This window comes from Pseudohongiella nitratireducens (assembly GCF_001642735.1).
In the GTDB taxonomy this organism is placed as follows: Bacteria; Pseudomonadota; Gammaproteobacteria; order Pseudomonadales; family Pseudohongiellaceae; genus Pseudohongiella; species Pseudohongiella nitratireducens.
Map to the genome: position 1 here is coordinate 1 of NZ_LWHM01000006.1, position 23,693 is coordinate 23,693.

Annotated in this window: 21 protein-coding genes, 1 tRNA gene and 1 pseudogene; 11 read left to right on the top strand and 12 right to left on the bottom strand. The window is 50.4% G+C overall.

All coding sequences use genetic code 11. The features are described 5' to 3' along the window. The coding region (locus PSCS_RS02945; RefSeq protein ID WP_068810216.1) for an IS3 family transposase at positions 1-760 on the top strand (760 nt) is incomplete at its 5' end. A 51-nt stretch (positions 761-811) separates the two neighbouring features. Here the strand turns inward: PSCS_RS02945 and tnpC are convergent. The 5 genes from tnpC to PSCS_RS02975 all read right to left on the bottom strand — a co-directional run bounded on the left by tnpC (position 812) and on the right by PSCS_RS02975 (position 5,396). After that, complete coding sequence (tnpC, locus tag PSCS_RS02950) at positions 812-2,425, bottom strand: IS66 family transposase (protein WP_068810319.1); 1,614 nt, start codon at positions 2,423-2,425, stop codon at positions 812-814. A gap of 56 nt (positions 2,426-2,481) precedes the next feature. Next, the gene (gene tnpB / locus PSCS_RS02955) at positions 2,482-2,802 is read right to left on the bottom strand and encodes an IS66 family insertion sequence element accessory protein TnpB (protein ID WP_157885604.1); all 321 of its coding nucleotides are present in this window, start codon (positions 2,800-2,802) and stop codon (positions 2,482-2,484) included. 47 nt (positions 2,803-2,849) lie between these two features. Next, complete coding sequence (gene tnpA / locus PSCS_RS02960) at positions 2,850-3,161, bottom strand: IS66 family insertion sequence element accessory protein TnpA (protein ID WP_068810321.1); 312 nt, start codon at positions 3,159-3,161, stop codon at positions 2,850-2,852. Positions 3,162-3,544: 383 nt separating this feature from the next. Continuing rightward, a complete protein-coding gene (locus PSCS_RS02970) occupies positions 3,545-3,781 on the bottom strand; it encodes a phosphopantetheine-binding protein (protein WP_068810323.1) in 237 nt (78 codons plus the stop codon). 19 nt (positions 3,782-3,800) lie between these two features. Then, a complete protein-coding gene (locus PSCS_RS02975; protein WP_068810324.1) occupies positions 3,801-5,396 on the bottom strand; it encodes an AMP-binding protein in 1,596 nt (531 codons plus the stop codon). Positions 5,397-5,577: 181 nt separating this feature from the next. On the opposite strand from PSCS_RS02975, the gene PSCS_RS02980 reads away from it, so the two are divergent. The 3 genes from PSCS_RS02980 (at position 5,578) to PSCS_RS16220 (ending at position 9,149) form a co-directional block, all read left to right on the top strand. Next, the gene (locus PSCS_RS02980) at positions 5,578-6,552 is read left to right on the top strand and encodes a ferritin-like domain-containing protein (RefSeq protein WP_068810325.1); all 975 of its coding nucleotides are present in this window, start codon (positions 5,578-5,580) and stop codon (positions 6,550-6,552) included. A gap of 56 nt (positions 6,553-6,608) precedes the next feature. Beyond that, positions 6,609-7,370 (top strand): enoyl-CoA hydratase, encoded by a 762-nt coding sequence (locus PSCS_RS02985; protein ID WP_068810326.1) that lies wholly within the window; start codon positions 6,609-6,611, stop codon positions 7,368-7,370. A gap of 453 nt (positions 7,371-7,823) precedes the next feature. Continuing rightward, positions 7,824-9,149 carry a methyl-accepting chemotaxis protein gene (locus PSCS_RS16220; RefSeq protein WP_068810327.1) on the top strand — a complete coding sequence of 442 codons (1,326 nt, stop codon included), beginning with the start codon at positions 7,824-7,826 and terminating at the stop codon, positions 9,147-9,149. 89 nt (positions 9,150-9,238) lie between these two features. Here the strand turns inward: PSCS_RS16220 and PSCS_RS02995 are convergent, their stop codons facing one another. Genes PSCS_RS02995 through PSCS_RS03005 form a run of 3 tightly spaced genes read right to left on the bottom strand, consistent with a single transcriptional unit; the run spans position 9,239 to position 11,933 of the window. Continuing rightward, positions 9,239-10,048: a J domain-containing protein gene (locus PSCS_RS02995; protein WP_068810328.1), complete on the bottom strand. Its 810-nt coding sequence runs from the start codon at positions 10,046-10,048 to the stop codon at positions 9,239-9,241. Next, positions 10,045-10,908, bottom strand: a complete 864-nt coding sequence (locus PSCS_RS03000; protein WP_229694660.1) for a VWA domain-containing protein — start codon at positions 10,906-10,908, stop codon at positions 10,045-10,047. Before PSCS_RS03000 ends, PSCS_RS02995 begins: the two co-directional genes overlap by 4 nt. Continuing rightward, positions 10,905-11,933: a patatin-like phospholipase family protein gene (locus PSCS_RS03005; RefSeq protein WP_068810329.1), complete on the bottom strand. Its 1,029-nt coding sequence runs from the start codon at positions 11,931-11,933 to the stop codon at positions 10,905-10,907. Before PSCS_RS03005 ends, PSCS_RS03000 begins: the two co-directional genes overlap by 4 nt. A gap of 97 nt (positions 11,934-12,030) precedes the next feature. On the opposite strand from PSCS_RS03005, the gene PSCS_RS03010 reads away from it, so the two are divergent. From PSCS_RS03010 to PSCS_RS03015, 3 genes are all read left to right on the top strand, one after another. After that, complete coding sequence (locus tag PSCS_RS03010) at positions 12,031-13,575, top strand: multicopper oxidase domain-containing protein (RefSeq protein WP_068810330.1); 1,545 nt, start codon at positions 12,031-12,033, stop codon at positions 13,573-13,575. Between the two features lie 167 nt (positions 13,576-13,742). After that, the gene (locus PSCS_RS15475) at positions 13,743-14,288 is read left to right on the top strand and encodes a TonB-dependent receptor plug domain-containing protein (RefSeq protein WP_157885605.1); all 546 of its coding nucleotides are present in this window, start codon (positions 13,743-13,745) and stop codon (positions 14,286-14,288) included. Continuing rightward, entirely contained in the window at positions 14,289-16,301 is a 2,013-nt protein-coding gene (locus PSCS_RS03015) for a TonB-dependent receptor (RefSeq protein ID WP_082866521.1), read from the top strand. Between the two features lie 113 nt (positions 16,302-16,414). Here the strand turns inward: PSCS_RS03015 and PSCS_RS03020 are convergent, their stop codons facing one another. Further along, the gene (locus PSCS_RS03020) at positions 16,415-18,565 is read right to left on the bottom strand and encodes an FAD-dependent oxidoreductase (protein WP_068810331.1); all 2,151 of its coding nucleotides are present in this window, start codon (positions 18,563-18,565) and stop codon (positions 16,415-16,417) included. A gap of 148 nt (positions 18,566-18,713) precedes the next feature. On the opposite strand from PSCS_RS03020, the gene PSCS_RS03025 reads away from it, so the two are divergent. Next, the gene (locus tag PSCS_RS03025; RefSeq protein WP_068810332.1) at positions 18,714-19,214 is read left to right on the top strand and encodes a hypothetical protein; all 501 of its coding nucleotides are present in this window, start codon (positions 18,714-18,716) and stop codon (positions 19,212-19,214) included. Positions 19,215-19,791: 577 nt separating this feature from the next. Then, positions 19,792-21,024 (top strand): type II toxin-antitoxin system HipA family toxin, encoded by a 1,233-nt coding sequence (locus tag PSCS_RS03035; protein ID WP_068810334.1) that lies wholly within the window; start codon positions 19,792-19,794, stop codon positions 21,022-21,024. A gap of 104 nt (positions 21,025-21,128) precedes the next feature. Here PSCS_RS03035 and PSCS_RS03040 read toward each other — a convergent pair whose 3' ends face one another. Further along, positions 21,129-21,422 carry a winged helix-turn-helix transcriptional regulator gene (locus PSCS_RS03040; RefSeq protein WP_068810335.1) on the bottom strand — a complete coding sequence of 98 codons (294 nt, stop codon included), beginning with the start codon at positions 21,420-21,422 and terminating at the stop codon, positions 21,129-21,131. Here PSCS_RS03040 and PSCS_RS03045 point away from each other — a divergent pair. Next, positions 21,421-21,747, top strand: coding sequence for a polyketide cyclase (locus PSCS_RS03045; RefSeq protein ID WP_068810336.1), 327 nt, complete (start codon positions 21,421-21,423; stop codon positions 21,745-21,747). The genes PSCS_RS03040 and PSCS_RS03045 overlap by 2 nt on opposite strands. Beyond that, positions 21,744-22,526, top strand: a pseudogene (locus tag PSCS_RS03050) (SDR family oxidoreductase). Before PSCS_RS03045 ends, PSCS_RS03050 begins: the two are co-directional and overlap by 4 nt. Before the next feature lie 121 nt (positions 22,527-22,647). On the opposite strand, the gene PSCS_RS03055 reads toward PSCS_RS03050, so the two are convergent. Then, a tRNA-Leu gene (locus PSCS_RS03055) sits at positions 22,648-22,732 on the bottom strand. Positions 22,733-22,803: 71 nt separating this feature from the next. Next, a complete protein-coding gene (locus tag PSCS_RS03060; RefSeq protein ID WP_068810337.1) occupies positions 22,804-23,580 on the bottom strand; it encodes a hypothetical protein in 777 nt (258 codons plus the stop codon). Positions 23,581-23,693 lie beyond the last annotated feature (113 nt).

Genomic DNA, 23,693 nt, shown 5'->3' on the forward strand with positions numbered 1-23,693 from the left:
GTCCTCGTTTTATCGGGTGCTCAAAGAAAAAGGACAGCTACACCACAGAGGCAAGGCACATGCGCCGCAACGTAAAACGGCACTGAGCACACATATTGCCAGAGCGCCGTGCCAGGTGTGGGTTTGGGATATAACCTATCTCGCCTCCCAGGTCCGTGGTCAGTTTTTCTACTTGTACATGTTCATGGACGTGTACAGCCGGAAAATCGTTGGCTACGAGGTGTATGAGGTGGAATGCGGTGAGCATGCGGCAGCACTATTGCAGCGCTCACTTTTAAGTGAGCAGTGCTTTAACACGCCGCTGGTTCTGCACTCCGACAATGGTTCGCCAATGAAGTCTCAGACACTGAAAATAAAACTGGAAGAGCTAGGCGTGATGCCATCGTACAGCCGGCCGCGAGTGAGCAACGACAATGCTTATGCAGAGTCGGTGTTCCGAACATTGAAATACCGACCACAGTGGCCGTCAAACGGGTTTGTGGATCTGACAGCAGCCAGGCAATGGGTTGAACGGTTTATCTACTGGTACAACCATGAACACAAGCACAGCAAGATCCGGTTTGTGACACCGCAGCAGCGGCACAGTGGTCAGGATCAGACGATACTGAACAATCGTAAAGAGATCCTGGAGCGAGCAAAACTGAATACGCCGTCACGTTGGGGTAGTCGACCAACCAGGAACTGTACGCCGGTCGGAGCAGTGTGTTTGAATCCGGAAAGAGACGATCAGATTATCAGTGCGGAGAAACAGGCCGCGTGAAGAAAAAGGTGTCAACTATCTTGTAAGCGCCGCTAAACCGACCCACTTGCCCTAATCGTACTGAGTCACTTTTTTTGAAGCTGGCAACTCAGCATTCCAGGGCAACAATGTTTCCAGTTTTTCGAGGCTGTCCGCTTCCGCAATGTGTTTCAGTACATGGTGGATGTAAGCAGAGGGCTCCAGGTTATTCGCTTTGGCCGTTTCGATCAGAGAATAGCAGGTGGCACTGGCGGTCGCGCCTTGTGAGGTATCGGCGAACAACCAGGCCTTTCGGCCAACGGCGAAGGGCCGGATGGCGTTTTCGGCCAGTACATTACTGATGTGCAGGTCACCGCGTTCGCAATAGCCTGTCAGGGTATCCCACTGGCTCAGGGTATAGTCCATCGCCTTTCGGGTGAGCATGCCTTTCATCACCTTTGGCGCATGTTTCTCCAGCCAGGCTTTGAAGGCTTTCAGCAGAGGCAGGCTCTTTTCTTGGCGAACCCGATAGCGCTCGGCATCGCTCAGATCCCGGGCGGCTTTTTCAACCGCGTACAGTTTCCGGATGTGGCTCAAGGCCACGTCGGCTTTCGAGGGTTTGCCTTTGCCCGGCGCAGCCCGGGACGCTTCCACGAACTTGCGCCGGGCATGATCCCAACAACCAATCCGGATCAGTTTGTTCTCGCGGCACACCTGCCCATAACCGGAATAGCCATCGGCTTGCAGTATGCCCTGGAAGTCATCCAGCAGACGTACCGCCACTTTGCCACCACGAGAAGGATCGTACTCGAACAGAACCGAGACTTTTCCGGGCGGGCCACCCCGGGTGACCCACATCCATTTATCGGAGCGAACCGATTTGCCGTCTTCTTTGAGCACCTGGATCCGGCTTTCATCGGCTTGTAGGTAATCGCTGCCGTTCTGGGTTTCCCGCATCAGATTGATCAACGGTTTGAACACGTCGTTCAGGCGGATAATCCAATGCGCCATGTTGGCGCGACTGACTTCGTGACCCAGGCGCTTGAGCATCTGCTCCTGCCGGTACAGCGGCAAGCCGTCGGCGTATTTGGAGGTGATGAGGTAGGCCAGCAATGACGGTGTGGCAATGCATTTGCCCAGTGGGTGGGCCGAACGAGGTGCCGCAACGATGCGCTCCTCGCCGTCCTGTTCGAACACGGCTTTTTCCTGCCAGTATTCCAGCACTTTCAGTTGGGCCGGGATATACTCCAGCTCTTCTTTCACCTTGGTGAAGAAAGTCTTGTTGGCCCCGGCTTTCTCTTCCTCGCTAAGCGTCAGTTCGATGCGCTCACGCAGCAGCTTATCGGAGAAGCCACGTTGGCGGCGCTTGCGTGAATGAGGAGGTGTATCGGCCTCTTCGACATCCTCAGGCAACTCATCGCGCAGCTCGTCAATCCCGACTTCCAGTTCAGCCTCGTCGAACAAAGTGATCTGGTTGGGCTGCTTTTCGCTGCTGGCCGCGAACTGCTGGATCTTTTTGTGGCGCAGCAACTCTTCGAGAATGGCGATGTAGTTTTCGCGCGCTTTGACCGCTTGATCACGCTGCTGAAGTTCGGCTTCTTTTACGGCCAGCTGTTCTTGCATATCGCTGATAACGGCCATCATTTCAGCGCTGGAGAGAGCGCTAAGATCGGGTGTTTTGGAGGCGTTATCAGGCGTTGCTTTCATGGTGAAATTATAGCAAAAACAACGTCCTGAAACACCCAAAAACACGACAAAAAGCGCTATCCAACGCTCTCGTAATGCAGGGTTTTGTGGCCTCGCAACAAGGTGATGTCGTAGCCATCCAGCAACCAGTTGATCTGCTCGCCGGTCAGCGACATCAACTCATCGGACGGGCCCGGCCACTTGAACCGCTCTTCCGCCAGAGCTTTGTAATAAAGCACAAAACCGTTGTCTTCCCACATCAGGCACTTGATCTTGTTCCGTTGCCGGTTGGTGAAGGCATAAAGCGCACCGGAGAAGGGGCTATGCCCCAACTCCTGCTCCACTAACAGAGCCAGGCCGTTGGCTTGCTTACGGAAATCTACAGGTTTTCGATACAAGTAAATCTCCGGTAGATCCCAGGATGGGCGCAGATACCGGTGGCGCATTACAGCTGCCTCAGAACGTCGCCCAGCAACTCGACATTGCCAGCGTGCAGGCCGGTGATTGAGATACCGCCGGGCAGTGAAATGGTTAAACCTTCCGCCGCTTGCGTGCCGGGGATGGCGGCCACTTTGGCAAACCCGGACGGTGCTGACCGGTCTGGAACCACCTCCGGTTTGGCTAGCTTCTTGCGCCAATAGACAAACCGGCAATAGGTCAGTGACTGTCGCTTACAGTAGGCCATTCCGGACAGACCAGAGGTCTGCCAGTCCGCTATATGCTGCTGCCAAGCGCGTTTTCGTTCGGTATGCGTCATGCTGATTCCTCCTGAGGTTGACGAGAAAATCAGTGTGGGCAATCTTACGAACCGAATGTAGATGCTGGTTTATTGGCGCTTACACTATCTTGAAAAACACCGAATATGACTGAACATACGCTCTGCAATAGACTGATAGTCTGTCTAACCAGGAAAGCTTATACTTTGTTAGCTCACAAACAATCGCTTCTATGCTATTGATCGACTCATTAATCTCATCATCCGAAAGAGTATTCTGACGACAGGTCAGTTGAATCATGAACTCGTCACGCATTATTGTTATAGCTGGCATTGAGGTTGATATATCAAATGCATTCATTACCAAACTCAAAGGCATTTTTCCTATCATCTCATTCACTTCCTTACATGCCGCGACCAAGTCTTTATTCACTACCCACCCCAGAAACCAGGTTAACAAGATCGCCCACTTTTTCTATTTCAAACAACTGCTTTTCATCAATATCAATTGCGTACTTCGATTCAATCTCATGAACAATTTCTAACACTTTCAATGACCCCAGAGGCAGACTGGATAGTGATGAGTCACAATTGATATCGGCATGATTAGCACCGCTGCATTTCTTCACAACAAGATCAACAACAAACTTTTCTGCATTCATTTTAACCCCCAATATTTTTTCATTCTGCTTGGATTTTTCGGCAGTACTCAGCTTTTGCTTTACCTATCATTAATTGTCGATTCTGTTTTCTGTCCGGTTTCCCACTGGATGTTGTAAGCACCCCACCTCTGGCAACAGTTACGACCTTGTAACTTGAGTCGCCTAAATATTCTGAAATCACATGAGAAATTATTTGGCTTATTTCTTTGCTAATACTGATAATTATTTTAGTATTGGACTCTATCAACACAATATACTGAGAATCAGTGTCATCAGCCTGGATAACGATGCTCCTTTTTACTCCATGTTCAGCGAGTTTCTGATCAAGCAGCAACTCAACTTCTTCAAGATACACCTTTTCACCATGGTACTTAACAACATTTACCTGCCTGCCAACCACATAAAGTTCACAGTCGGAGATAAATCCGACATCCCCTGTATTAACAGCGCTTTGTTCAGAAAACTCTGTAACGGAAGGTGAGTGAATAATAATCTGTCCGATTTCCCTTTCAGAGCATACTGCCCCATCTTCCCTGGTGACGGTAATTTCATCAGGGCAAACCACCCCCACTGAAACATATTTTTTATGTTTCTTTGGATCCAACTGACAAGTCCTTATCCCCTTTCTGCAGCTCACCATTAATGTTGATTCTGCCAATCCGTAACAGGGGTAATAATTATCAGCAGAAAATCCCGTCCCAGATAAGGCAGATGAAAAGTGCTTTAATGTTTGCAAGGAAATACATTCAGCCCCAGAATAGGCAACCCTCCAACTTGACAGCTCCAATTCATTTTTATTGCGATTCTTTTTTATATATTCATAACAGTATTGATACGCAAAGTTTGGCGCACCACTGATCGTAGCTCTGGTTTTCGAAATAAGTGTAAGCCAGGATATTGGACTTATCGAAAAAGTGACAGGAGAAATAAAGTGGTTTTCAATTCCGCTGAACAAGGGAACCAGTATATGTCCAATCAACCCCATATCATGGTAATGCGGAAGCCAGGAAGCACCCACATCACTTTCAGATATGGAAAAACTCCTGGCAATTCTATCCAGGTTATGCAGCACATTTCCGTTAGACAGTGCTATTGGTTTTGGCTCTGATGTTGACCCAGAAGAGTGTTGCAACAATGCAATATCTTTAGTTTTCTGCCTTGAAACTATATTGTCAGTGACAGCTTCCTGGATTTTGCATAAATCTGAAAATGCCACTGAAAGTGTATCGATATTTTTGTCCGGGGACTTCGTATCTCTTATTAAAAGAACTGCGCTACTGTAAGATAAGGCTTTATTCAGTCTCCCCACATTTTTTGCCATTTTTACCGGTATCGGCGATGGTATTCCTCCGGATATTACTACAGCCCAGAATGCAATAATAAAATCTGACACCGATGAAAAACTCAAAAAAACTACTCGCCCGCTGATATTAAAATTTTTCACTGGAGACAGTGCAGCTATCTGTCTGGCAGTGTTTCGGGACTTTTCAAGTAACTCGACTGCTGTCAGTGTATTTTTTATACGAAGTCGTTTGTCATAAAATACATAAAGACGCTTATGGCCTATTTCCTGACATTGTGACTCAAACATCTCTGCCAGGTTTTCATATCTCATTTCTTCACCTCACGCCACCGTGTTCACCTCAAGTTAGTTAAGCAGGTATCTTTTGACATTGCTCATTGTCTTGTTCATTTCAAAAATAAATGTGTCCGAGTTCACATTTTAATTATTGATCCCTGCAAGATTGAAAATTACAGCTATAAATACTTTTAACATCCAAGGAAGGAATCAGGTTATGGATCACAACACTAAAAACTCAGTTTTTAATGTACAAATTACTGGCTCACTGGACTGGTCTTTCATTCACCAGCCCAGGTTAAGGAAAATTTATAACAGCGCTTGCAATCAAGCCTGGAGCCCCAAACTCGATCTAAAGTGGAAGGATCAAAGCAGTTGCATCAAAAACCCATACATTGGTGGAGCATTCCCCCTGGCAGGATTTCCGGAATTTGAAGTACTATCTGAAAAGAAAAAGCATGACCTGTACTGGCAATGTCATTCCATGGAAATAAGTGAGCTTCTTCATGGCGAGCAAATCGCTATGCTGGTTGCAGCACAATTAGTCAATGAAGCACCGTCATTTGCTGCAAAAATGGCAGCAAGCGCCCAGGTCAGCGACGAAGCAAGACATTTGGATTTTTTTACACAGTATACAAGTCAATATCATCTCCCTATTACACCACCCAGCCCTGCACTAACCAGCTTTGCCAATTCAATACTGAATGACACACGCCCCGACTTTAAATGCCTGGCATGTCAGGTAATTCTGGAAAGTATGGCAATCTCGAAATTCCAAGAGGTCAGAGAAGACACCTCGATAACGGTGTTAAAAGACGCCCTGGGCCTTATTCTCCGTGAAGAAGCGCGACACATTGGCTCTGGTGCACACTGGTTAAAATCACTACATAAGAACCTCAGCACCGAGGATCTGAAATTACGCCTAAGATACGTTCTGGAGAAACTAATGGCACTTTCTGAGAGTGATTTTTTACTAGCAAAAATTGCCATACAGGAAGGGTGGTGTGAACGACGCTTAAAACAACACCTCAGGGTTTGTCGACGAAAGCTTCCACTCAGAGTTTTGAGCAGAAGGAAACATCTTGCCAGTGCATTAACGCGCTGCGGCCTGCTCACTAAAGAGACTCGAAAAATGATTGCAGGTATTTTGACGGACCCTGCCAATGTAGAGGACGGATCCCCCTATCATTAACTACAAACCTGATCTACAATCGAATGCTTCTTGATTTCGAACCCAGGTATACCGACATGATCGAATCACCCGACAGCCATATCGTCTACACCCAGCAAGAGGGTGTCTTTGTTATCCAGATTCAGCGTCCGGAAAAGAAAAACGCGCTGACGCAGACCATGTACCAGGCACTGGCACAAGGCATTCTGGCGGCGGATAAGGACAAATCAGTCAACGTGATTCTGCTGCGCGGTACCGAAGACTGTTTCACCAGCGGCAATGACGTGAATGATTTCGTCACGACCAAGGATGCTGGCACAGAGCGCCCATCGGTAAGCTTCATGAAAGCCATTGCGGGTGCCAGCACCCCGGTTATCGCCGCGGTGGGCGGTCTGGCTATCGGCATCGGTACTACCATGCTGCTGCATTGTGATCTGGTGTATGCGGCTGATGATGCCTACTTCCAGCTTCCTTTCACACGCCTGGGCCTTTGCCCCGAAGCCGGCTCCAGCAGCTTGCTGCCAGCCATAATGGGTCACCAGCGCGCCTCAGAGCTGCTATTACTGGGTGAACGCTTCTCTGCCAGCAAGGCCCAGGAGTACGGTATCGTCAATGAAGTACAACCGACAGCAGACTATCTGGCATACGCCATGAACAAGGCTGTCGAGCTGTCACGCCTGCCAGCGGATGCTGTACAGACCAGCAAGGCGCTAATCAAGCGTAACCAGTCTTCGCCGATGAGCGACACCATACAGGCTGAGTTGTTGCAGTTTGCCCGTTTGCTTCAATCTGACGAAGCCCAGGCCATCATGCAGGCGTTTCTCAACAAAAAGAAATAATCCCATCAACGTTTTGTATCAACCCTGGTATGCGACGAGCCAGTCATGAACCTTTTCTGACTGGCTCATCAACTCCTTTCTTCCTCCCACACCCTCCTCCTTTATACCCGCATACCTACACGCCCCTACACGCCCTCTCTAAATGTCAGAAATCTTCATTAGCGGTGATCTAAACCTTTAAGCTCTTACGTATATTTTGCTTGCAGAAAACCCGGGCTGATTTATGTACCACGGTGCCGTCATCAATAACCGTGACAATTGTCTCGATTTTACTGTGACAAACGCTTCCAGGAGCTTAGCTGAAATGTCATAACTTACTAATTTTATTAAATTATTTCAGTTTACGTCCGCTAACTTTATAGGCGCCCCTGACTTTCAGATAGATACTGATAATGAACAAATTCGTGTTTATTTTTTATTTTCCTTGTTCTAACACTGAGCTGGTATATCAACATGATTTTTAGACAGAAAGGCAAAAGCGAATTAACAGCTCGATTGAAGGCTTGTGAAGCCAGTCAAAGCAAACTGCTATCTCAAAGCCGAAGCATTGATAACTCCTGCGCGACGATTTATTTCACTCCTGACGGTACTATCCTGGGTGCCAGTGCACTGTTTTTGGATTGCGTTGGCTACATAGCGAACGAAGTTCAAGGCCAGCACCACCGATTATTTTGCCATGAGGACACCTACCAGTCAGCCGAGTACAAACAGTTTTGGGTCAGTCTCGGTCAAGGCCAGGTGCAACGCGGTAAATTCCTTCGAAAACACAAAAATGGCGTGACCATTTGGCTGGAAGCGACATACATCCCTGTCATGGAAAACGGAGTCGTCACCAGCATTCTCAAGATTGCCAACGATGTCACAGGCAGCCATGAACAGTCAGTTAGTAACACAGCCTTAATTAATGCCATTCACCGATCGAATGCCGTCATTGAATTTACACCTGACGGAAAAGTGATTACCGCCAACAGTAATTTTATCCAGGCACTGGGCTACCAGACGCTGGATCAAATCGTTGGTCTGGACCATGACACTTTCTGCTTTCCCGAGTTTTATAAAGACAACCCCGATTTTTGGCATGACCTGCGTCAGGGCGAAGTCAAAAGCGGCCTTTTCTGCCGCCAAAGCAAACTGGGTAGCCCGGTATGGATCCAGGCAAATTACAACCCTGTATTTGACAGTTTTGGCAAAGTTATCAAAGTGGTAAAAATAGCAAGTGATGTGACGGAGAGAATAAACCATCAGCAAGCCGTTCAGAAGGCCGCTGAAGTCGCTCATAGTACCTCCATAGAAACCGCACAAGTTTCCGAACGGGGCGCTGTCGTTCTCAAAGAAAATTCGATTAACTCTGCAAAAATGACCGCTGATATTCAGCAGTCAATGGCGTTGGTCAAAGAGTTAAGTGTGCAATCAACTGACATTGCTCAAATTGTCACAACCATTAAGTCAATTGCTGATCAAACCAACCTGTTGGCGCTAAATGCTGCTATTGAAGCCGCCAGGGCAGGTGAGCATGGTCGCGGGTTTGCGGTAGTAGCCGATGAAGTCAGGACACTGGCCAGCAGAACCACGACATCCACCGAAGAAATCAACGGGATTGTTGAGAAGAATTCTGGACTAGTGAATAAAGCCAGGGAGAACATGACAGAGGTTGCAGAACAAGCTGCCAGCAATGCTGAGCTGGTATCCGAGGCAGAGAGCATCGTGATGGAAATCCTCAAAGGTGCTGACTATGTTTCACAGGTCGTGGGTGATCTGGTCAACAACTCCGGCCGATGAATCAACCTGCGTTGTTCGGTTTGCCAGACGTGATAACGTTAAATAGCCGCAATAAAGGAATCAGTTGGACTGGGCGACCCATCAGCTCGTCACAAATGGCCCAGCAAATAGTCTCGCGCTTCGTTGATGCGTTTGGCCAGATAGTCTGAGCCACCACGGTCCGGATGCAGCTTCTGCATCAGGCGTCGGTGAGCCTCTGTGATGGCTTTGCGCTCAGCGCCACGTTGCAAACCGAGGATTTCCAACGCCAGCGCCTCTGTCATACCTGCATTATCCAGACCGGACCGGCGGTGGTTTTCTCTGCCATTTGCGCCAGAGGAGTGACCCGCGTTGCCATTGGCGCCAGCAACATCCTCGTATTGCTCCCGCCACTGAGGAAAACGCCTGTCCAGATACGCCTCCAGCAATTGCAACGAGTCGCTGTCATCGCGGCACTCTGTCGCCAGTGCCACCAGTTCAGGCAAGTCCATGGAAGAGAGTTGCCTGCTCTCAAATTGCCCCTGGCGCACCGTGCCATCCATATCTGCCGTGCGGTGATCAAGCGTCATACTCAACCAGGCTGTTTTAATACCCGACTCCCCTTCACCAGCGCTTTCACCACTGCCTCCGACTCGTGTGGCACCACCACGGCGGGATCGCCACACACTCAGCAGCTGTATCAGCCAGTGCGCATGACGCATGGCAAAAGTGGCCAGAAAGGCGATTGGCGCCATAATCGCTTGAATAGGCAGACGCCCCAGTACAATCAATATGAGCACGACAGCAGCAACGCCGGACAGCATGACCAGCCAGGTGAACTGCTGTCCGTTGAGGTTGTAATGCTGCTTTAATCGCTTCAGGCCAAACCACCCAAGCACCAGTAGCAGCGCTGGCAATAATAGACGAATCAGGACAATCACGACTTGCCCCCCAGTTGATGACTGAGACGCGCCACGGCTGGGTGTGCTATCTGACTGAACTGCTGTAAAGCTGACAAACCTCCACCGGCGTAAATTGCCACGGCTTTCAGCAAATCGCGTAATTGATCAGCACTGCTGTTATCAAAACTGGCATAGGCGCCACCTGACACATCAGCCATACGTTGAAAACAGGATTTTGCTGATGGCTCTGCGCCTTCCTGAAATATAAATAATGGTACACCCAGCAAGCGAAGTTCACCGGCTTTTTGTATCAGACGATCGGGGTTCTCCTCCATGCAGTCACCGATATAAACAGCCGCCTGAACCTTGTTTTTCCGTGTTTCAGTCTGGATGTGTGACAGGACACGTTCAATTTTGGTGATGCCTGCCTCACAACGCATTTTGCCCATCACTTTCAGCAGCGGTGCCGAATCACGAAACCAGTCTGTGCGATAGAAACCGGCATAGCCTTTGAAATAGCAAAGCTGCACGGCAAGTTGGTGCTGACCCGCGTCCAGATTCTGTACCGCCAGGAACATCTCGGCCTGCAACTGCGATGCTTGGTCCCAGGTCGCTTCACGGGAGGCTGTAGCATCCAGCGCAAAGATCAGACGGCCAGCTGGCTGTTTCTCCCGGACGGCGGCAACAGCACGGGTCTGATCCGCTTTCTGCAAGAAGGCGTCGACCTTTTGACTAGAGGGTAATTGCCCGGACTGGCAACCGGATTGACGGTTTACCTGTGAAGATTTTTTACTCAAAGCCGCTTTGCCGCGCGCCAACCACCCAGAAACGAGGCTGCCCGGTGATTTCTCACTTTGTTTTCTCTTGTCTGAATTGTTGTCTGAATTGCTGTCACTCATGGCTTAACTGAACCGTTTACTGCTTCCAGAATCACTTTCTTAGCCTGTTGATGACCGAGAGCGATCATTTCTTCACCCCGATGAAAGTCCAGCATGCCGCAGGAATTGACCGAAATTTCAATCAACGAATCCGGCTGATAGGCTGCCAACTGATGTCGTGCAATACGGTCCTGCATGGAATCCAGTGATTTGGTCATGATTTCCAGCGCTGAGTCAGCCTGCTCACCTTCCTCACTGCTGAACCCCAACTGGCCGCGCGCCTCCAACAGCATGCGACGGAACCAGGATGTAGACCCGTTGCTAACCTCGGCCTGAGGCAATGTTGCTGCTGTCTGCGGCACAGCTTTACCTTGCGCCCCCGAATCTGGACTGAACCCCTGTAACCTGGCTTCACCGGCTTCCAGCTGTTCAATATCCACAGCAGGCGTTTCATCTTGACGATCTTTGGCCAGCCATTCGGCTTCCTCCTGACCATTGAGAGAAACCACTATCATTTTTTCCGCACCACTTCTTTGCACAGGTGCTATCGGCAAGGGGCTGAGCAAACCGCCATCTACAAGAACACAATTATCACGCACGACTGGCGTAAAAAAACCAGGGATGGCAATGGATGCACGCACGGCCTCATAAAGCGAACCGCGATCCAGCCAGACTTCCCGACGCCGGTCAACATCGGTTGCCACTGCCGTGAAAGCAACCGGCAAGTCCTCAATCAGCACATCACCCAGCATCTCTTGCATTTTGCTCATGAGCTTGTCACCCTTGAACAGTCCTGACCAGGTAAAGGAAAAATCCAGTAACCCCCAGATGTCTCTGGTAGTCAGGGTTCGCACCCATTCCTCGTATTCATCCAGCTTGCCAGCTGCATACATGGCACCGATCAAGGCGCCGACTGAGGACCCGCTGACCGAACGCACCTCAAACACACCGGCTTCTTCCAGGGCCCGGATAACACCAATATGAGCAAGGCCACGCGCCCCGCCACTGCCCAGTACCAATGACACTGGAATTACTGACTTCGCCATTGATTTCTTCTCACGCTATAATGTCTTGAATGAATCTCACTGCCTTTCAGGTCAAACAGCTTAGCCGAAATCGACAATCAATCACAGGATTCGAAGTTTGTCTCACAGCTCACGTCGTCAGTTTCTCCAGCATACCGCCTTAGGCGCTGGCCTGTTGGCTACGTCGCCGCTTTGGGCGTCTGATGCCGGTGACTGGTCACAGACCAGTTTTCGCCCCTTGCCTATTCCCGAGTTGATCTCAGGCGAAGCGCAAGCTGACGGTTTCCATTATTACTTGAGAGCCAGGCACGGGGAAACCGAATTCTATCCCGGCCAGCCCACAGCCACCATGGGGTTGAATGGCAGCTACCTGGGCCCGACCCTGCAGGTGCGTCAGCACGAACAGGTGCATATCCATGTGCAGAACGACCTTTCCGAGGCCACTACCTTGCACTGGCATGGTATGGATCTCCCTGCTGAAGAAGATGGCGGCCCTTACCAGATTATTCAGCCCGGTAATGCCTGGACTGCCCGTTACACGGTTAAAAATCCAGCGGCTACCTGCTGGTACCACTCGCACATGATGCACCAGACCGGTCGCCAGGTTTATCATGGTCTGGCGGGCCTGTTGATCGTCGATGATGAGCATCACCGCTCGCTGCCTCTGCCCCGGGACTACGGGGTGGATGATATACCACTGATCCTGCAGGACCGGCTGTTTGATGATCAAGGGCAGCTCTCATACCCGGACCGGATGGACGATCACATGGTCGGCATGCGTGGCGACGTCATGGTGGTCAATGGCGTCATTAGCCCCACATTCATTGCCACTACCGGTCGAGTTCGCCTGCGCCTGCTCAATGCAGCTAACGCCCGGGCATTCACCCTGGCATTCAGCGATGGCCGTCACTTTGACCTGATCGCAACCGACCTGAGTCTGATTGAAAAACCCCTGACGCTGGAAACACTGATGTTAAGCCCCGGTGAAAGGGCGGAGATAGTGGTGGACACCCTGTCAACGCAACCCTTTACACTGGTCAACCTGCCGGTGCCATCGACTTATCAGGCGCACTTCGGTTTATTGAGCGACCTGATGCGTGAGCTGGACACGCAGGCGTTTGACGTGCTGACCATCATCCCTCCTGCCGCGGCGGTGCCAGCGGCGCCAGCGTTACCGGCGCAACTGAATGACATTGATTGGTTACCGGAACAGGATGCCAGCTATCATCGTCTGATCGCCATGCAAATGGGCGAAGGTCAGGGCAATGGTGGTAAACGCGGTGGCGGTCCGGGGGCCCGGCGCGAACGAGGCGGCTGGGGCGGCGGCAAGCACCGTATAAACGGCCGTATGATGGACATGAATTTCATTGAAGCCAGTATCGTTGCAGGTACCACTGAAATCTGGGAAATCACCAATGACTCCCCCATGATGCACCCCTTCCATATCCATAAAGTACATTTTCAGATTCTGGACAGGAACGGTGAACCCCCGGGCGAAGATGAACGTGGTTACAAAGACACGGTGCGAGTGCCACCTTTCGGCCGGGTGCGGGTCATCGCCCGATTCAGCGGCGAATCCAACCCACATATTCCCTTTATGTTTCACTGTCACATTCTTGAACATGAAGACAATGGCATGATGGGACAGTTTGTTATTGTCTGACAGCATCACTGTCTGGCAACCTATATTGGTCGCCAGACGACATGCCGCTGTCACCTACCTGTCACTCACTTGTCACCCCAGTTACATCAAATCGTCACTACAACGTCATAGCATGCTACCCCGATAACAACAACGATTCACACATTCAATGTTTTCGGAGTTTACCAATGCATAATTCCCACAAATTTATGCCTCGCAAGCTATTGCTCGCCATAATGGCAGTCAGTGCCAGCACTAGCGCTCTGGCACAATCCAGTGATATGGAAGAAATTGTCGTCTATGGCCAGCGTGCTGCCCAGAACAAAGCCCTGGACGAGTACCGCAGTGCCGACTCGATCACGAATTTCATTGCTGCAGACGACATGGGACAGTTCGTTGATCAGAACGTCGCCGAATCCCTGCAGCGTCTGCCCGGTATTTCAATTTCCCGTGACCAGGGTGAAGGCCGCTTCGTCAGCGTGCGTGGTATTGATGCGGGCCTGAGCACGGTCACCATTAACGGCATGCGTATCGGTACGCCAGAAGATGAATCGCGTGCAGTCCCTCTGGATGTCATTCCAACAGGTTCCGTTGACTTGCTGGAAGTGACCAAGGTCCCAACTCCAGACATGCCGGGTGACGCCATCGGTGGCGCCGTGAATGTACGCTCTGCTTCGGCGTTTGATCGGGACGGGCAACAGTTTACTTACCGTGCTGAAGCGTCTTATAACTAACTGAGTGGCGAAACCAGCCCGAAAGGTCAGGTGGATTTCAGCGACACTTATGACGCGTTTGGTGGCATGGACAACCTGGGTGTGACCTTTGGCCTGAATTACACTGAGCGCCAGATGGAATCCGATAACGTGGAAGGCGCATACGATTTGCTGGATTTTAATGGCAATGACGTGCTGTCTGTTATCGAATTGCAGGAACGCAAGTATGCGCTGACCCGTGAACGTACTGGCGCCAACCTGAACCTGGAACTGCGCCCAGATGAGTCCACTCGCTACTTTGCCTCGGCCGTTTACAGTGAGTTCCAGGACGCAGAATCACGCCAACGCACGATTTATGCCTTTGAAGATGGTGATCTGAGCAGCTTTGATGGTTCCGCTGCTGTTTACTCGGACATACCCGAAGATGGCTTCCGTCGCCGCATTCGTTACCGCACCAAGAACCAGGACACCATGGCCTTGAATCTCGGTGGCGAGCATGACTTCAATCAGTGGCGCCTGGATTACAATGTGGGCATCTCTGATACCAAAGAGCGCGTACTGGATGAGAAAGAGGGGCGCTTCGAAAAAACAGGGGACGCCTTGAACGCCGATGTCTTGATTGGCGGCGATCTGCCTTCATTCACGATTCGCAATGGCGACACAGTGACACGTGAACACCTGGTCAACAGCAACTATGAGCTCGACCGCGTCGTACTGGAACCGATCTGGGTGGACGACAAAGATGTCAACTTTGCCGTTAACATGGAAGTTCCCTATGCCTTTGGCATTCAGAACCTGACGCTGAAAGCCGGTCTGGACGGACGTTTCAAGGAAAAAGACTCCAATGTTGACGAAATTGAACTGAGAGATGTACCCGACCTGAATCTGGCTGACTACAGTATGGCGCCTTGGTCACACGGACTCGCCGACATGGGCGATGGCATCAGTGCTGATCAGTTTATGGGGTATTTCAGTAATGACCGCTCATCGTTCTCACAGCGCCCCCAGGATGTTGACGAGAACAATGAACTGTCACTCTCACAGGACTATCAGGCGGAAGAAGATGTTACCGCAGCTTACCTGATGGGCACCTGGGAAATGCAAAACATGCAGATCATTGCCGGTGGCCGAATCGAGCAAACCGACTATAGCGCGCTGGGTAATGAAGTGGTCTATGATGTCGATGGCAACCTGAGTATTAACCCACGGCGTGTAGACTCAAGCTATTCCAATTTCCTGCCAGGTCTGCACCTGCGCTACGAACCCACCGACGACCTGGTGATTCGAGCTGCATGGAGCAATACCATTGCCCGTCCTTCCTTCGGCGACATTTCACCCCGCTCCTTCGTTAATCGGGAAGACCTGGAAATCGAAGCAGGCAACCCGGACCTGGACCCTTACACCTCTGCCAACTTCGACTTGCTGGCTGACTGGTACTACGGTGAGACGGGTGTGGTATCAGCGGGTGTCTTCTACAAAGACATTGATGATTATATTGTGGAATTTACGTCCAGAAATAATCCAGTCTACGCGGGTTATGATGTGACCCAGCCGGTCAATGGCACCAAGGCATCCGTAAAAGGGTTTGAGTTTAATGTTCAACAAGGTCTGGAAATCATTGACCCGGTATTAACCGGATTACTGGCAGGCGCAAACCTGTCGGTACTGGATACCGAACTGACACTGGCCGAACGTAATGGTGAAGATTTCATGCTGCCAGCAGCCGCCGAAGAATCTGGCAATATTTTCATCGGCTACGAAAACGAGCAATTCAGTACCCGCCTGAGTGCCACTTACCGTGGCGAGATGCTGGATGAAGTCGGTGACGATCGTGATTTCGACATTTATGTCGCCTCACATACCCAGGTAGACCTGACGGCATCGTATCGTTTCAGTCAACAGATTGAACTGGTTGCGCAATTGATCAACCTAACGGACGAACCGCTGGAGCTGTACCAGGGATCAAAAGGCTATACCCTGCAACTGGAAGAGTACGGCCCTACTTTTGCGTTTGGTCTGAAAGGACGTTTCTAACAAAGATGCTGTGCAGCCAGGCTAGCCCCTGGCTGCACAACTTTATTGACAGAACTTTACTGACAAACTTTCAGACAGAGCACGAACAGATTCCCCCGCCAATGGCAAACAGGTCACTTCCTTCGCCAGGCATGAAACTTTTCCACCAGTGAGAGCAGTTTCTCAGGTGCATGATTTCTCTTCCACTCACCAGCAGCGTATTTGTTGGCCTCAGCCCAGGTCGGATAGGTGTGGATGGTGCCTAGCAATTTGTTGAGACCCAGGCCGTGTTTCATCGCCAGAACAAACTCACTCATGGTCTCAGCGCTGTGCTCCCCGACAATGGTCACCCCCAGGATGTTGTCTTTTCCTGGTGAGGTCAGCACTTTGACAAATCCATGAGCTGCCGTTTCTGCAATCGCCCTATCCAGATCGTCTATTCCATAACGGGTGACTTCATACGCTATTTCCTGTTCCTTTGCTTCGCGCTCACTTAACCCGACACGGGAAACCTCCGGATCCGTAAAGGTGGTACGAGGAATCACGCGATAATCCGCTTTGAATTTTTTAAATTGCCCGAACAGTGCATTCACTGATGCATACCAGGCCTGATGCGAGGCAACGTGCGTGAACTGGTATGGGCCAATGAGATCGCCACAGGCGTAGATGTTCGGGAACCGGGTTTCCAGGAATTCATTGGTCTGAAGTGGCTTATCGGTGTCAATACCCAAAGACTCCAGGCCATAGCCTTTTAATCTGGCCTTTCGTCCCACCGCACAGATCAGCATGTCATATTCCAGAGCAGCCTCTACCCCACCTTGCTCCACGATAATCTGCTTTTTATCATCCACCTGTTCACAGCGCACCGCTTTGTGTTCAACGAGCACAGTAACCCCATCACTTGTCAGAGAGGACGCCACAAACGATGAAACGTCATCATCCTCACGCCCCATTAAACGATCTGACATTTCAACCTGGGTAACCTTGGCACCTAGCCGAGCGAAACTTTGCGACAGCTCACAACCTATTGGACCGCCACCCAACACAACAATACGCTCTGGCAGCTCTTGCAAGGCAGACAGCGCTTCCCATAGCGTATCACTGGTGACATAACCGGTTTCTTCCAGCCCGGGCAATGGCGGCACCACAGGGCTTGCTCCCGTAGCGAGCACGATAGCGCGCGAGGTCAGGCGTTGCTTCTCACCATCGGCACGGTCTATCTCTACTGTCCAGGGATCAACCAACCTGGCATACCCCTGCACCACATCGACTCCGAGCCCGGTATAACGTTCGACACTGTCATGGGGTTCTATCTCCTTGATCACCTGCTCGATGCGACCGGTCAGCTTTTTGAAATCAAAAGTTGGCGTATTGCCCTGTAAGCCAAATCGCTCAGCATTATGCATCTGATGAGCCACTTTGGCAGACTTGATCAGAGCCTTGCTTGGCACACAACCATAGTTTAGGCAGTCGCCTCCCATCTTGTTCGCCTCCACCAATGTGACCTTGGCTTTCACGGTGGCAGCAATATAGGATGCAACCAGACCGCCTGAACCGGCACCAATGACTACCAGGTTGCGGTCATACTGACGAGGCTTTTTAAAACCGGCATAGACGCGACGCCGGTTAATCACAGCCAGTAATTTCTTGGCGATCAATGGAAACGTGCCAAGTAGCGCAAATGATAACAGCAAGGATGGTGACATGATGCCGCTCAGGGATTCAAGGCTGCCCAGCTGAGTGCCAGCATTAATGTAAACGGCAGTTCCCGGCAGCATGCCCAACTGGCTGACCCAGTAGAACGTGCGTGTTTTCAGCGGGGTCAGTCCCATCAGCAGATTAATCAGGAAAAACGGAAACAGTGGCACCAAACGCAAGGCAAACAAATAGAAAGCACCTTCTCGCTCGACACCGGCGTTTATGGTCTTTAGCCGCCCCCCGAAGCGCTGCTGGACGGTATCACGTAAAATAAACCGGGATACCAGAAACGCCAGTGTTGCCCCAATGCTGCTGGCGAAAGAAACCAGCACCAGCCCCCACCCCAGGCCGAATAAGGCACCCGCAGCCAGCGTCAATATAGCCGCGCCGGGCAATGACAGGGCTGTCACAGCGACATAAATAACAAAGAAGATGCCACTGACCAGGTAAGGTGATGTATCACGCCAGCGGGAGAACTCTCCCAACGCATCCTGCATCCCTTGCAGGGTCAGATAACTTCTCAGATCCAGTGCAAAGAAAACTGCCACTACCAGAAAGATAAGCAGCATCAATCCTATTTTTCGCATGTACGTCCCTTACTTCATTCTTTGATGTTTTCGCGATACCAGGCTCAGATTTGCGCATTGCCCGCCGATTCATTAACCTACAGGAAAGACCGGATAGAATCGATTCTATTCCCGCTAACTCCCCTTAATAGTGCAAAGACTGGCTTTAATGATAATAACGATACCGCAGCAACGCATTTCTCTGACTGAAAATCAGTTTATTCTGGCAGGATTCTGCTTGTTGCCGTTTGCACAAATTCTACTGTCGGCACTGGTGGGAGCACTGTTCATAGATGGCCCTGCTTCCGGTTGGCACCGCTATGGTGGAGTTTTGTTTAGCCTCAAGCTGGCATTGTTTCAGCTCCCCTTTGCCGCCGGACTGGCATACCTTGTCACACCACGACTAAAACGCAGTTCGCTAAAAACCTGGGAAGTTGCTGAAATTGGCGTATGGACTGTACTGGCCTCGAGCTTGGGTGGTACGTTTTTATGGTGGGTTACAGCCATCCTGATAAATGATAATGCCAGCTTCTCACTCCTGCTCAACCCCGGGCAATGGTTTCAATTACCCCTCTTCACGCTGTTTTACTATCTCAATGGTGGCATATCACTGGTAACAGGCGGTCTTGTCAGCTGGTATCTTTCACGACACAACCCGTTTTCTCCTTAATACCGGCCAGCCTTGTATTGCTAAACAGCCCGGTCCCCCGGGGCCAGACCACAGGCAGGAGCATCCGGCTAAGCTTCAGACGGAGAGACTCGAACTCTCCCCCCCTCTTATGTAGATAATCAGCGAACCCGTACATAATATCTGGCAACAAGAGATTATATGTCTTATATTATGAACATATGTCAATATAAAGATCACTATATAAGACAAATATGAAAACCCAGGCAACTCAAACCTTACCAAGAATGGCTCGACAGTCCCTTGTCAAACTAGGGGGAGACATTGCAGTTGCACGCAAGAAGCGCCGCATATCCACAGTATCTATGGCTGAGAGAGCATTCATCAGCAGAGGGACACTGTACAAAGTTGAAAAAGGAGATCCTTCTGTTTCGATGGGGATATATGCCACGGTGCTTGCGATTCTAGGCCTTGCCGAAGGCCTGGGTGACCTGGCTGACCGTAGAATCGACACGCTAGGACTCGATATTGAGGAAGACCGGCTCCCGAGAAAAGTACACTCTGGACGAAGAGCGTCTACTACCCATAAACGAAACACGGGTAGTAAAGGTTCAGCATCATGACTGATACTCTCGAAATCTATGTTGACCTGAATAATGATCAGGGGGATACGGAGACAACACTGGTCGGCCGGTGCCGTTATATTGCCAAACGAAACAGTCAAAGTTCGGTATTTGAGTACACTGAAAAATGGCTCAAGCATCCCCAGGCATTTGCTATTGACCCTGCGAACCTGCCTTTGGATCGCCAGCCATTTTATACCTCTTCCAGCAAGTCAGCGCTACCCGGCGCTTTGCGTGACACTGCACCAGACCGCTGGGGGCAACAATTGATAAAACGCGCATTTCGCAAAGCTGGCGAAAACCGTGCGCTCTCTGAAATTGACTACCTGCTTGCTATCAACGATCGAACACGCATAGGAGCACTACGATATAAACGCGAGCACGAGAACTCGTTCGATCACAACATTGGTCCGTACCGTGTACCTCCTTTAATCCAATTACCTGCATTAATGAATGCGGCCGACGCCGTCCAGACAAATACAGAGACTGCCGATGATTTACGACTGCTGCTAAATGAAGGCTCCCCACTCGGTGGAGCAAGACCCAAATCAGCCGTCGTAGATAATGAGGGCTTACTTGCCATTGCCAAATTCCCCAAGCCTGATGATGATCGCAGCATTCCTCACGGTGAAGTGCTAGCGATGAAATTAGCAAAACGGGCAGGAATGCAGGTTGCCGACGCAAAATTACAAGATGTGGCGGGACGACCTGTGGCTCTTATTTCACGGTTTGACAGGCACAAAAGCCAGCGCATCCCGTTTTTATCAGCAATGAGCCTGCTGGGCCTGAGTGATGGTGATGAAGCCACTTATATCGATATCGCCGAATGTATTCGTATGTATTCAAGTGAACCCAAGGCAGACCTTCACGAGCTTTGGCGAAGAATTATTTTCAGCGTGCTGATTGGCAACCTTGATGATCACTTGCGTAACCACGGATTCCTGTATGACGGTGAGGACAAGTGGCGCTTATCACCCGCCTACGATTTAAATCCAGTGCCTGCCTCAGAAAAAACGCGCGAACTCTCAACGTGGATATCTGATGCTGGCCCTGATGCAGACGTTGACCAGGCTCTGAGTGCCGCCCCATATTTTGCTTTGAAGAACAAGCAGGCTCTAGCGATCCTGAATGAAGTATCGATTGCCTTGAAAGGCTGGCAGAGTCTGGCCCGGCAGTTAGGTATGAACCCGGCAGATATAGCCGTTTATGCCACGGCTATTAAACCATAAATTTGATAGTGCAGTTGGAGAGAGAAACATTGAGCAATTTATTCAATGCGCTTGATTATTGGAATGTAATAATGCAACAAAGCTCCATGTCTCCCCAAGTGCAGTTAAGTTTCTGAATTATTCATTTCCTCACGCAAATCAGCCCATTTCAATATTGCATCAAGAGCTGGACATAAGGCCTGTCCCCAATCAGTTAATCCGTATTCCACCTTTGGCGGCACTTGATGGTGAACTATGCGCCGAACAACACCATCGGCCTCCATTTGGCGAAGTTGTTGAATCAGCATTTTCTGAGTAATAGCTGGAATCGCTCTTTCGAGCTCTGAGAACCGGAGTAGCTTCCCTCCGAAAAGATGAAACAGAATCACCAGTTTCCATTTACCCTCAAGCCTCCTCATGTCTATCAAACTTCCAAAACTAATTGAAAATTACTTTTCAGCTGACAGCGATGCCGGCAATGATATTGCCGAGTTATTTGCTAAAAATGCCATCGTAATCGATGAAAAACAAACCTATAACGGCCAAGACGCAATCAGGAAATGGAAATCAGATGTAACCACAAAATTTACCTATGAGAGTGTGCCTTTTGCCTGCGAGAACCTAGATAGTAAAACCGTTGTAACCAGCAAACTGACTGGTGATTTTCCAGGCAGCCCTATTGATCTTCGCTACTTCTTTGGCCTGGAAGAGGACAAGATTGCATATCTGGAGATCAAACCATGAGCTTTAATCTAGATATCAATGGTCACCGAGCACTTGTGACTGGAGGCACAAAAGGCGTGGGGGCCGCCGTAGTTGAGTCTTTGCATGGCGCAGGAGCAAGGGTTATCGCGACAGCGCGCTCTGTGCCTGAGGTCGCGCCGGAAGGCGTTAGTTAAATCGCTGGCGATCTGACTACTGCAGATGGTTGTCGGGATGTTGCAGAATCAGTTATGGATCGCCTGGGTGGCATTGATATCATCGTTAATGTCCTCGGTGGATCCAGTGCACCTGGAGGAGGCTTTATAAACCTGAATGATAGGGAGTGGGAAGCCACACTCAATCAAAACCTGATGCCCGCCGTACGCCTGGACAGAGCCTTGCTCCCTTCGATGATTTCCCAGGGCTCCGGAGTGATCATACATGTCACTTCTATTCAGAATGTATTGCCACTGCCGGAGTCGACTACTGCTTACGCCGCTGCAAAAGCCGCGTTGTCAACGTATAGCAAAAGCCTGTCCAAAGAAGTGTCACCGCAAGGTATTCGAGTACTGCGTGTCTCACCCGGTTGGATCGAGACGGATGCTGCCGTCCGACTTGCCGAGCGCCTGGCTGAACAGGCAGGCACTGATTATGAGGGAGGAAAGAAGATCATCATGGACTCCCTTGGCGGTATCCCTATTGGTCGTCCATCCACACCTCAGGAAGTCGCCGATTTGATAACATTTCTGGTTTCTCCCCGCGCGGCATCCATCACAGGAACTGAATATGTTATCGATGACGGAACAGTTCCCACAGTGTGACAGAGAGACTTTTTCAACAAGGAATGATACGGACGATTCAGCTGGGATATCTTTTATTCTGTTTCCCTGATTTTGTGAATAAGGATGCTAGTGTAGGGATGGGAATCAAGATAAGAAAATCTGGTGCGGACGGAGAGACTCGAACTCTCACACCTTGCGGCACTGGAACCTAAATCCAGCGTGTCTACCAATTCCACCACGTCCGCTCTTTGAAGAGGGCGGCATTATACCGCCCTGTTTTGGGAATGTCAGGCCTATTTTTCAGCAATTCCCTGCCTTATTGCATACCCTCAATCTGTTGCTGCAGACGCTGCATGGTCTGATTGACCTGCATTCGGTAGGCATCGATCGCCTCAACTGCCTCTTCGACACGCATCAGTCGCTCATTCAGGCCGCCGGAGGCGTTTTCAGCCGTACTGATGGTTGCCTGCAGGTTGACCAGTTCCTGGGCCACGCCCTGCAGGTTCTGCACCTGACCGTTCAGTGTGTTCAGGCGCTGGGCCAGGCGCTCAGATTCCGTGCGCAGTGAAGCGATGTCCTGGCGATTACCCTCAGCAATATTGGTGCTTTCAACCAGACGGACATTGGTTTCCTCTATTGTGGTCTGATTCTCCTGGGAGCGGTTTTCTACATTGGCGACACGCCCCGTCAGGTCGTCTACATCACTGTTAGTGGCATTGCGAGCCGCCCAAAGCTTATCAATTTCCGAGAAGTTGAAATCCAGCCGCTCGATGAGGTTGCCGGTGGTTTCTTCAGCACTATTGCCTACCAATGCCAGACGCCCTTCCAGATCAGCAATGCGATTGTTTGCCTGGGCAAGATCGTCCAGCGTCTCCTCATGCAGCGTGAAGCCATAATAGCTTATCCCGCCAACCGCCAGCACCAGTAAGCCCAGCATGATACGAACTGGCCAGGTGCTAACCTTTACGACCTCCTCGTAACGGGTTGGTTTTACCAGGTCAGGCTGGCGACGCGCTTTTTGTCGGGAAACGACTTCATCTCGATCTGGTACCATCGACGGAATATCATCGCCTAGCTCGTCATTGTCACGCATGCATACTTCCCCGGCACAAATTACTGGTTGAAAGGCTGTATTGTAGTCATAGATAACACATTCAGCAAAACACCATTTCACGGTGTCTGCACAGCGGCTCCCGAAAGGCTTCA